Origin of the sequence: Methylibium sp., from assembly GCF_013817365.1 — a bacterium.
Lineage (GTDB): Bacteria > Pseudomonadota > Gammaproteobacteria > Burkholderiales > Burkholderiaceae_C > Methylibium.
The window spans coordinates 1-9746 of sequence record NZ_JACDCU010000114.1; the positions used below are offsets into that span (position 1 = coordinate 1).

The 9746-nt window shown below is 66.5% G+C and carries 10 protein-coding genes and 1 tRNA gene; 7 read left to right on the forward strand and 4 right to left on the reverse strand.

Going from position 1 to position 9746, the window contains the following annotated elements; all coding sequences use genetic code 11:
- Positions 1-573: 573 nt before the first annotated feature.
- Together H0W38_RS09140 and H0W38_RS09145 are read right to left on the reverse strand one after the other, a co-directional pair.
- Positions 574-650: transfer RNA gene (locus H0W38_RS09140), tRNA-Pro, on the reverse strand.
- A 58-nt stretch (positions 651-708) separates the two neighbouring features.
- Complete coding sequence (locus H0W38_RS09145) at positions 709-1254, reverse strand: NUDIX hydrolase (RefSeq protein WP_292453056.1); 546 nt, start codon at positions 1252-1254, stop codon at positions 709-711.
- 104 nt (positions 1255-1358) lie between these two features.
- Between H0W38_RS09145 and H0W38_RS09150 the strand changes: the two genes are divergently transcribed.
- Genes H0W38_RS09150 through pgeF form a run of 3 tightly spaced genes read left to right on the forward strand, consistent with a single transcriptional unit; the run spans position 1359 to position 3593 of the window.
- Complete coding sequence (locus tag H0W38_RS09150) at positions 1359-2054, forward strand: fumarylacetoacetate hydrolase family protein (protein WP_292453057.1); 696 nt, start codon at positions 1359-1361, stop codon at positions 2052-2054.
- Between the two features lie 19 nt (positions 2055-2073).
- Positions 2074-2715, forward strand: coding sequence for a maleylacetoacetate isomerase (gene maiA / locus H0W38_RS09155; protein ID WP_292453058.1), 642 nt, complete (start codon positions 2074-2076; stop codon positions 2713-2715).
- Entirely contained in the window at positions 2712-3593 is an 882-nt protein-coding gene (gene pgeF / locus H0W38_RS09160) for a peptidoglycan editing factor PgeF (RefSeq protein WP_292453060.1), read from the forward strand. The genes maiA and pgeF overlap by 4 nt, the downstream gene beginning before the upstream one ends.
- On the opposite strand, the gene H0W38_RS09165 is transcribed toward pgeF, so the two are convergent.
- Entirely contained in the window at positions 3507-3815 is a 309-nt protein-coding gene (locus H0W38_RS09165) for a hypothetical protein (RefSeq protein ID WP_292453066.1), read from the reverse strand. The two genes, pgeF and H0W38_RS09165, sit on opposite strands and share 87 nt — an antisense overlap.
- Positions 3816-4014: 199 nt before the next feature.
- Here H0W38_RS09165 and H0W38_RS09170 point away from each other — a divergent pair, with 199 nt between their 5' ends.
- From H0W38_RS09170 to phbB, 3 genes are all read left to right on the forward strand, one after another.
- Positions 4015-5700, forward strand: coding sequence for a class I poly(R)-hydroxyalkanoic acid synthase (locus tag H0W38_RS09170; RefSeq protein ID WP_292453061.1), 1686 nt, complete (start codon positions 4015-4017; stop codon positions 5698-5700).
- 94 nt (positions 5701-5794) lie between these two features.
- Positions 5795-6976, forward strand: a complete 1182-nt coding sequence (locus tag H0W38_RS09175) for an acetyl-CoA C-acetyltransferase (RefSeq protein ID WP_292453063.1) — start codon at positions 5795-5797, stop codon at positions 6974-6976.
- 184 nt (positions 6977-7160) lie between these two features.
- Entirely contained in the window at positions 7161-7898 is a 738-nt protein-coding gene (gene phbB / locus H0W38_RS09180; RefSeq protein ID WP_292453064.1) for an acetoacetyl-CoA reductase, read from the forward strand.
- A gap of 643 nt (positions 7899-8541) precedes the next feature.
- On the opposite strand, the gene lexA is transcribed toward phbB, so the two are convergent.
- Positions 8542-9219: a transcriptional repressor LexA gene (lexA, locus tag H0W38_RS09185; protein WP_292453065.1), complete on the reverse strand. Its 678-nt coding sequence runs from the start codon at positions 9217-9219 to the stop codon at positions 8542-8544.
- Between the two features lie 94 nt (positions 9220-9313).
- Between lexA and H0W38_RS09190 the strand changes: the two genes are divergently transcribed.
- The coding region (locus tag H0W38_RS09190) for an asparaginase (protein WP_292453067.1) at positions 9314-9746 on the forward strand (433 nt) is incomplete at its 3' end.

Genomic DNA, 9746 nt, shown 5'->3' on the forward strand with positions numbered 1-9746 from the left:
AGCCGTTGCGGCACGAGCCCATTCGGTGGCGGTGACTTCGGTGCGCGTGAGCCCGGCGCCCACAGCAGCGGCAATGCGCAACGAGTTGCTGTCGATTCGGCGGCTCTTGACGCCTTAATTGCGGCCTGCGCCTGTGCGCTGGGGCGGCCAAGGCGGTGTTGCCGAGGGGAAACTGGCAGTCGGGCGGCGGTCGATCTGCCGGCTTCAATGCTTTCCTTGAGTGCACCCGGAAACCAGGTCGCCGACTTCGTTCAGCAAAGTCTTGTTCACTGCGTCGGCCATCTCTCTTCCGCTGAGCGGGTTGTCTTCGGGGACCATGAAAGCGGTGCGCGCGCCGGTTGGGGGTGCGGCATGTCGAGCAGATCGCAAAGGCCGGCGATCAACCACTGGTCGGGGCTCGCTCCGAGCGGCTTGCTAATTGCCAGCGTTCGTGAACACTGGCATTCAATTCTTCCCCAGACCATAGAAGTAGAATTTGCGGCGATGCCGTGCCAGTTGGCTGGCAGGCCGCAAGAACGGTCAAGGAAACAGAAAAAGGTCAGCAGATTTTCATCTGCTGACCTTTGCTTTTTCTGGTCGGGACGGCGGGATTCGAACTCGCGACCCCTTGCACCCCATGCAAGTGCGCTACCAGGCTGCGCTACGCCCCGTCAGGGGTGCGAGTATAGCGGGCGCCCTCGCCGGACTCGGTGGGCGAGGAGCAAGTGGTCAGGCGATATCGCCACAGTGAAGCCCGAAGGCGCCGCGGGCACGGTCGGCGAAGTACAAGCGCAGCGTTTCACGCACAGTGCGAAAGGCGAGTTCATCCCAGGGAATCTCGTCTTCGCGGAAGAGCTGCACCTCAAGCGATTCGATGCCTGGCGCGAAGTCGGTGTCGTGCAGTTCGGCGCGGTAGAAAAAGTGCACCTGGCCAACCCGCACGACGTTGAGCACGGAGAACAGGCCCTGCAGCGTGACGCGTGCGCCGGCTTCCTCGGTGGTCTCACGCAGTGCGCCTTCCTCGGTGGTTTCGCCCAGCTCCATGAAGCCGGCCGGCAGAGTCCAGAAGCCATGGCGCGGTTCGATGGCGCGGCGGCAAAGCAGCACTTTGTCGCGCCACGCGGGCACGGTGCCGACAACGTTGAGCGGGTTCTCGTAATGAATCGCGCCGCATACGCCGCAGACCGCGCGTTCGCGGTTGTCATCCGCCGGAACGCGGTACTCCGCAGCGCCGCCGCAGGTCTTGCAATGCCGGATGCTGCGTGCCTGGAACATGGCGAGCGAGTGTAGCGGCGTGCTTGCCCCGAGCGTGCCGCGGGGGTGGTTGCAAAGGCCTGCGTGGCATCATCGAAAACCGTCCTCCGCCCCCCGTGAACACCATGAGCCACGTCATCGCTCCGCCGCCCGTTCCCAGTGTCCCGGTGCACGCACAAAACCAGCGCTTCCCTGTGCGCCGCATCTACTGCGTGGGCCGCAACTACGCCGCGCATGCCATCGAAATGGGCGGCACTGGCCGCGAAGCGCCGTTCTTCTTTATGAAGCCGGGTGATGCGGTGTTGCCGGTGGCGGCGGGAGAGACCGGCACCTTGGCCTATCCGAGCCTGACACGCGACCTGCACCACGAGGTGGAACTGGTGGTGGCGATCGGGCAAGGGGGGCGCGACATTCCCGCTGCTCGCGCGCTCGAGCATGTGTGGGGCTATGCGGTCGGCCTCGACATGACAAGGCGCGATCTGCAGGCTGAGATGAAGAAGGCCGGCCGGCCGTGGAGCATCGGCAAGGCCTTCGATGGCGCGGCGCCGATCGGCGCCATCACGCCGGCGGCGCAAGTGACTGGCATCGACACGGCGGCGATCGGGTTGACGGTCAACGGCCAGCCGCGCCAGGCCGGCCGCATCGACCAGATGATCTGGAATGTGGCCGAGGTGATCGAGCATTTGTCGGCGGCCTGGACGCTCGCGCCCGGTGACCTCGTCTTCACCGGTACGCCCGAAGGCGTGGCTGCTGTCGTCGCGGGCGATGTGCTCGAGGCGAACATCGAGGGCCTGAACGCGCTGCGCGTGCGCATCGGCTGAACTCACGGGAGGCGAGGTCATGGAGCTTTACAGCTACTGCCGTTCGTCCGCCTCGTTCCGGGTGCGCATCGCACTCGAACTCAAAGGCCTGGCCTACGACTACCGCGCGGTGCAGCTCATCAAGAACGAGCAACTGAGCGAAGCCTATACGGCGGTGTCGCCAGCGCGGCTGGTGCCGCAGCTCGTGGACGGCGACGTTTCGATCGGGCAGTCCCTGGCGATCATCCAATACCTCGACGAGCTGCATCCGCAGCCGTCATTGCTGCCGGGCGATGCCCAAGCGCGCGCCCGCGTGCGCTCGCTGGCGCTCGACATCGCCTGCGAAGTTCATCCGCTGAACAACCTGCGCGTGCTGCGCTACCTGGTGCGTGAGATGAAGATCGGCGACGAGGCCAAGAACCTCTGGTACCGGCATTGGGTCGAGCAGGGTCTTGCGGTCGTCGAGCGGCGGCTCGCCGACGAGCCGCAGACGGGCCACCACTGTCACGGCGATACACCGACCTTGGCTGACTGCGTGCTCGTGCCGCAGATCTTCAATGCGCAGCGCTACGGATGCCGGCTCCAGCATGTGCCGACCGTGATGCGCATCTTCGAGACGTGCATGCAGTTGCCGGCTTTCCAGCGCGCCCAGCCTTCGGCGTGCCCAGACTTCGAGCCATGAAGCCGGTGCTGGCCGGCGCGCTGAAGCCTCGTCTTCGCACACCCGGCGTGGCGGCGCTGATGAGCACGCGCTTGGGCGGTGTGAGCCGCGGCGCGTTTGCCAGCTTGAACCTCGGCAGCGCGGTCGGCGACGAGCCCCAAGCCGTGGCCGAAAACCGGTGGCGTTTCGCCGCAGCGCTGGGCGCAGAGCCGGTTTTCCTGCGCCAGGTGCACGGCACGCGAGTCGTGCGCTTGCCGGTGCCCGACGGGGCGGTGCCACAGCCGGGGCACAACGGCCGCGCGCAGCTTCGCTCGCACGAGCCGTTGTCTATCGCCGGGAAGGCGGTGCCGCAGGCAGGCAGAAGCCCGGCAAACGACGGCGGGACCATGCCGGAAGCGGACGCCAGTTTCACCACCGAGCCGGGCGTGGCCTGCGTGATCCAGGTGGCCGACTGTTTGCCGGTGCTGTTTGCCGCACCTCACGGACGCGGCGTGGCGGCAGCGCATGCCGGGTGGCGGGGCTTGGCCGCCGGAGTGCTGGAGAAGACGATCGCCGTGCTGTGCGAGGCGGCCGACTGTGCGCCTGTGGAACTGCGCGCCTGGCTGGGTCCTTGCATCGGCCCCCGGCAGTTCGAGGTGGGCGCCGAGGTGCTGGCCGCTTTCGGGATCGAGCCCGGCGTTGATTCGCCTCGCTTCGAGGCAAAGGGCAGCGAGCGCTGGCTGGCTGATCTGCCAGGCTTGGCTCGCGACCGGCTCGCGGTCAGCGGCGTGGACCGCATCGGCGGCGGCCATTGGTGCACGGTCGAAGACGAATCACGATTCTTCTCGCACCGGCGCGACCGGCCGCGGCACGGCAGCAGCGGGCGCATGGCCGCTGCCATCTGGATCGAACGCGGCTGAGGGCGCCTCGTCGGCGTGCTGTTCCTGCCTGGCCGCTTCGGCGCGCCGGCGTGCACTGCGACGCGCGGGTGTGCCCAGCAGGTACATCATCAGCGACACCGGCGTCAGCCCATACAGCAGGAACGTGATCACCGCACCGAGCAGACTGCCCTGGCTATGCACGGCCTCAGCTACGGCCATCATCAGCGCGACGTAAAGCCAGGCAATCGCGACAAGGTACATCGGGTTTGGCCAATTCGGGGACGGCGGCGATATCAGGGCAGGGCGAGCGGCACGGCCGTTCGGTTCTGGGCGAGGCAGGGCAGGATAATCGCCCCGAGCCAGGAAGCGTGAACCAGGGCCGAGGCAAGACCTTTCGGCCGTTTCGTCATCGCGCTCGGCCGCGGCAGTTTCGGCGCCGGAGAAAGTTTGAAGGAGACGCATGAACACGAATGCAGGTTGGCCGGGCGGGCTGCCGGGAATGAACGTCGCACAGTCTGCCCAGCAGCTTGCCGAAGGCTGGAACCAGGCACTGAAGGGCCTGACCGGCCTCAGCCTGCCGGCGCACGCGCTCCCCGGTTTGCAGGCGGGCTATCTGCGCGATGCCGCCGCGTTGTGGAACGAAGCGGCGAGCGCTTCGCGCGATCCGTCGAAGCCCGGAGTAGGGGACCGCCGTTTCGCCGCTCCGGACTGGCTCGCTGATTCGAGTGCCGCCTACACCGCCGGCATGTACCTCCTCAATGCGCGCACCCTGCTGAAGATGGCCGACGAGGTGCAGGCCGACGATAAGACGCGACAGCGCCTGCGCTTCGCGGTGCAACAGTGGGTCGATGCGGCAGCGCCGTCGAACTACCTCGCGCTCAACCCCGAGGCCCGGCGCAAGGCACTGGAAAGCAAGGGCGAGAGCATCGCCCAGGGCCTGCAGCACCTGTGGCACGACCTGCGCCAGGGCTATCTCTCGCAGACCGACGAGAGCGTGTTCGAAGTCGGCCGCAACGTCGCCACGACCGCCGGCAGCGTGGTGTTCGAGAACGAGCTGTTCCAGCTCATCGAGTACACGCCGATCACCGCCAAGGTCCACGAGCGGCCGCTGCTGATCGTCCCGCCCTGCATCAACAAGTTCTACATCCTGGACCTGCAGCCGGAGAACTCGCTGGTGCGCTACGCCCTTAGCCAGGGCCAGCGCGTGTTCATGCTGAGCTGGGTGAATGCCGGCGAGTCGATCGGCGAGAAGACCTGGGACGACTACACCCGCGACGGGGTGATGCGCGCCATTGCCGAGGTGCAGGCCATCAGCCGGCAGGCGCAGATCAACACGCTGGGCTTTTGCATCGGTGGCACTTTGCTGGCCTGCGCGCTGGCAGTGCTGGCCGCGCGCGGCGAGGAACCGGCGGCGAGCCTGACGTTGCTGACGGCTTTTCTCGACTTCAGCGACACGGGCGTGCTGGATCTTTTTGTCGACGAGAACATGGTGCGCATGCGCGAGACGGCGCTTGCGCAGGGCGGGCTGCTCAAGGGCCGCGAACTGGCCACGACCTTCAGCTTCCTGCGGCCCAATGATCTGGTCTGGAACTACGTGGTCGGCAACTACCTCAAGGGCGAGACGCCGCCGCCCTTCGATCTGCTGTACTGGAACTCCGACTCGACCAATTTGCCGGGCCCCATGTATTGCTGGTACCTGCGTCACACCTATCTCGAGAACAACCTCATCGAGCCGGGCAAGGCGACGGTGTGCGGCGAGCCGCTCGACCTGCGGTTGATCGATCTGCCGACCTTCATCTACGCCTCGCGCGAAGACCACATCGTGCCCTGGCAGAGCGCCTACACGAGCACTCAGGTGCTGCCGGGCAAGAAGCAGTTCGTGCTCGGCGCGTCGGGCCACATTGCCGGCGTGATCAATCCGCCCGAAAAGAAGAAGCGCAGCCACTGGATCAACAACAAGCTGCCGAAGACTGCCGACGCCTGGTTCGAGGGCACGACGGAGCACGCCGGCAGCTGGTGGCCGGCGTGGACGGCCTGGCTGACACCGCAGTCGGGCAAGCTGGTTGCCGCACCCAAGGCCGCGGGCGGACACACCCGCAAGGCCATCGAGCCGGCGCCTGGCCGCTACGTCAAGGCCCGCGCCTGAAACGGCCGGAGAACGGCGCACCGACCGACGCACTTTCCTTCCATCGCACTTTTGCGAATCACGACATTTCAACGGAGCCTTCAGGAGACAGCCCATGAGTACCGACATCGTCATCGTCGCCGCCACCCGCACCGCCGTCGGCAAGTTCGGCGGCGCGCTCGCCAAGACGCCTGCGCCTGAATTGGGCGCGGCCGTCATCAAATCGCTGCTCGAGCGCAGCAAGCTGCAGGCAGACCAGGTCAGCCAAGTGATCCTGGGCCAGGTGCTCACGGCCGGCAGCGGCCAGAACCCTGCACGCCAGGCCATGATCAAGGCCGGCCTGCCGCACGCCGTGCCGGCGATGACGATCAACGTGGTGTGCGGCTCGGGCCTGAAGGCGGTGATGCTGGCGGCGCAGGCCATCCGCGACGGCGATGCCGAGATCGTGATCGCCGGCGGTCAGGAGAGCATGAGCCTCGCACCGCACGCGCTGATGGGCTCGCGAGAAGGTCAGCGCATGGGCGACTGGAAGATGGTCGACACCATGATCACCGACGGCCTGTGGGACGTCTACAACCAGTACCACATGGGCATCACCGCCGAGAACGTGGCCAAGAAGTACGGCATCACGCGCGAGCAGCAGGACGCGCTGGCCCTGGCTTCGCAGCAAAAGGCCGCCGCCGCGCAGGACGCAGGCCGGTTCAAGGACGAGATCACGCCGTTTTCCATGGCGCAGAAAAAGGGTGAGCCGATCGTGTTCGCCGCCGACGAGTTCATCAACCGCAAGAGCAATGCGGAAAGCCTGGCCGGCCTGCGCCCTGCCTTCGACAAGGCCGGCGGCGTGACGGCCGGCAATGCGTCGGGGCTGAACGACGGCGCCGCGGCGGTGCTGGTGATGAGTGCGGCCAAGGCCGAGCAGCTCGGCTTGAAGCCGCTCGCCCGCATCGCCTCCTATGCCACCGCCGGCCTCGACCCGTCGCTGATGGGCATGGGCCCGGTGCCGGCCAGCCGGATCGCACTCGAGCGTGCCGGCTGGAAGGCGGCCGATCTCGATTTGCTGGAGATCAACGAGGCGTTTGCGGCCCAGGCCTGCGCGGTGAACAACGAGATGGGCTGGGACACCAGCAAGATCAACGTCAACGGCGGCGCGATCGCCATCGGTCACCCGATCGGCGCCTCCGGGTGCCGCGTGCTGGTGACCTTGCTGCACGAAATGCAGCGGCGCGACGCCAAGCGCGGCATCGCCTCGCTGTGCATCGGCGGTGGCATGGGCGTGGCGCTGACGGTCGAGCGCTGAGCAGGCGGTTCACGCACGGCCGCCCCGCTCCCCTTCTGAGGCGTGAAGCAGGGCGGTGCAACGCAGCGGCAAGCGCGGCGGCACAAGTGCAGCGTTCGACCCGGGCGAACCCGGTTGACCTTGCAGGAGTGCCGCGCGACGCTAGCCGTTCCCACAACAAGCATCTTTCCAGGAGTACCGAACCATGAGCAAGAAGCTCGCATACGTCACCGGCGGCATGGGTGGCATCGGCACCGCGCTTTGCCAGCGGCTCCACAAGGACGGCTACACGGTCATAGCGGGTTGCGGCCCGAGCCGCGACTTCAAGAAGTGGATCGACGAGCAGGCCGCGCTCGGCTACACCTTCTACAGTTCGGTGGGCAACGTGTCGGACTGGGATTCGACGACGGCGGCCTTCAAGGCGGTCAAGGAAGAACACGGCCCGGTCAGCGTGCTGGTCAACAACGCCGGCATCACGCGCGATGGCATGTTCCGCAAGATGAGCCGCGAAGACTGGCAGATGGTGATCGACACCAACCTCAACAGTTTGTTCAACGTGACCAAACAGGTCATCGACGAGATGACCGAGGCGGGCTGGGGCCGCATCATCAACATCTCGTCCGTCAACGGCGCGAAAGGGCAGTTCGGCCAAACCAACTACTCTGCAGCCAAGGCCGGCATGCACGGCTTCACGATGGCACTGGCGCAGGAAGTGGCCAGCAAGGGTGTGACGGTCAATACCGTGAGCCCGGGCTACATCGGCACGGAGATGGTCCGCGCGATCCGCCAGGACGTGCTCGACAAGATCGTCGCCACCATTCCGGTCAAGCGCCTGGGCACGCCTGAGGACATCGCCTCGATGGTGTCGTGGGTCGCGTCGGACGAATCCGGCTTTGCCACCGGTGCCGACTTCTCGGTCAATGGTGGTTTGCACATGGGCTAAGCGCCGAAGCGGCCAAGAGGGGCCCCGGCCGCAGGCCGGGGATGGACAGCGTGGGCGATCGCCAGCGCAGAGAGCTCGACGCTCTGTGCACGAGAGACCCGCCGCGGGAGAGAGTCCCGTTGCTTGCGACGGAAGCGAAGCGTCACCCCACCCGACTTTCCTCCACAGCAGCCAGCCGCTCCAGCGCAGCGCAGACCTCTGCGAACGAGCCGCCGATCGCGGCGCGCCGCTGGTCTTGCGGATCGAGGGTCATCCAGAAACGTCGGGCGGCGCGAAGGGCGCCGTCCACCGCGGCATCGGCCGCTGGCCGTGTGCGAAACGGCGTCAGTGGCGTCAGTGGCACCGGTGACAGCCCAGGCCGGTCCCGTGGCCGGCCCGCAGAGCGAACTGCCGGACGACGAAAGACCAGCGCCGAACCGTGGCAGGACCCTCCTGCACAAACGCGGTCTGCCACCAGCGCCGCAGCGGATTCAACAAGAGCGTGACCATTCCGAATCTCCTATTCGAGGAAGTTCGGCAGGATTGAAATTTGGCGCCGTCCTGCGGGACCCGCGCCCTCGGCGCGCATGCCCGCCACCCGCAGGCGGCTGAAAACGACGTTCAACGCGTCAGGCGCGTGCTCGGCTTTGCCTGCATGTCCGACTTACATCAGCATGGTGTTGCGAATAAGCCCGACGGCCAAGCCTTCGAGCTCGAAGTCGCCGCTCTCCGGCGAAACGACGAGGGTCTTGAAGTCCGGGTTCTCCGGGATCAGCTCGATGACGCCCCGGTTGCGCCGAAAGCGCTTGACCGTCACCTCGTTGTCGATCCGCGCCACGACGATCTGGCCGTTCCGCGCTTCCTTGCTGCGCTGCACGGCGAGCAGGTCGCCGTCGAGGATGCCGGCATCCCGCATGCTCATGCCGTGCACGCGCAGCAGGTAGTCGGGGCGTCGCGCGAACATGCTGGCCTCCACGTGATAGGTCTGGTCGACGTGCTCCTGCGCGAGGATGGGGCTGCCGGCAGCGACCCGCCCCACCAGCGGCAAGGCCAGCTGAGCCAGGCTCGGCAGCGGCAGCGTGAACTGGCGGTTGCGCGAGGCGTTGATCGAACGCAATGTGTCAGACTTCAAACGGATGCCTCGAGAGGTGCCGCCCACCAGTTCTATGACGCCCTTGCGCGCCAACGCCTGTAGATGCTCTTCGGCGGCGTTGGCGGAGCGAAAGCCGAGTTCGGTGGCGATCTCGGCGCGGGTGGGCGGCGAGCCGCTGCGCTCGATGGCGCTTTGAATCAGCTCGAGGATCTGCTGTTGCCGGGCAGTGAGTTTGGGGGCGTCGTCCAAGCGGGTCTCCTTGTTCGGTGGCACCGGCGGCATGCAGCCGAGCCCTGACTGGCGTTTTATCCAGTACCTGTATTTTTATCCAGCTTCTCGAGAAATGCAAAGCCTGTCTGCGCCCGCGCCCGGCCGTGTCGTCATCCTTGCCACGGGCGGAACCATCGCCGGTACCGCCGCATCGCCGACCGACAGCCTGGGCTACACCGCAGGACAACTCGGCGTCGACCAATTGCTGATGGCCGTGCCGCCGCTGGCCGGCAAAGACCTCGAAACCGAACAGCTCGCCCAGATCGACAGCAAGGACATGGACTTCGCCGTCTGGGCGTTGCTGGCTCAGCGCGTTGAACATCACCTGGCGTGCCCGGAGGTCGCCGGCATCGTCGTGACGCATGGCACCGACACGCTCGAGGAAACCGCCTACTGGCTGCAGCGCGTGCTGGCGCCTGCGAAGCCGGTGGTTTTGTGTTCTGCCATGCGTCCTGCGACGGCACTGCAGGCCGACGGCCCGCAGAACCTGCACGATGCTGTGACCC

Excerpts from the sequence above, each read along its gene's own strand:
- H0W38_RS09145 (WP_292453056.1), bottom strand. The coding sequence starts at position 1,254 with ATGTTCCAGGCACGCAGCATCCGGCATTGCAAGACCTGCGGCGGCGCT.
- H0W38_RS09150 (WP_292453057.1), top strand. The coding sequence starts at position 1,359 with ATGAGCCACGTCATCGCTCCGCCGCCCGTTCCCAGTGTCCCGGTGCAC.
- maiA (WP_292453058.1), top strand. The coding sequence starts at position 2,074 with ATGGAGCTTTACAGCTACTGCCGTTCGTCCGCCTCGTTCCGGGTGCGC.
- pgeF (WP_292453060.1), top strand. The coding sequence starts at position 2,712 with ATGAAGCCGGTGCTGGCCGGCGCGCTGAAGCCTCGTCTTCGCACACCC.
- H0W38_RS09165 (WP_292453066.1), bottom strand. The coding sequence starts at position 3,815 with ATGTACCTTGTCGCGATTGCCTGGCTTTACGTCGCGCTGATGATGGCC.
- H0W38_RS09170 (WP_292453061.1), top strand. The coding sequence starts at position 4,015 with ATGAACACGAATGCAGGTTGGCCGGGCGGGCTGCCGGGAATGAACGTC.
- H0W38_RS09175 (WP_292453063.1), top strand. The coding sequence starts at position 5,795 with ATGAGTACCGACATCGTCATCGTCGCCGCCACCCGCACCGCCGTCGGC.
- phbB (WP_292453064.1), top strand. The coding sequence starts at position 7,161 with ATGAGCAAGAAGCTCGCATACGTCACCGGCGGCATGGGTGGCATCGGC.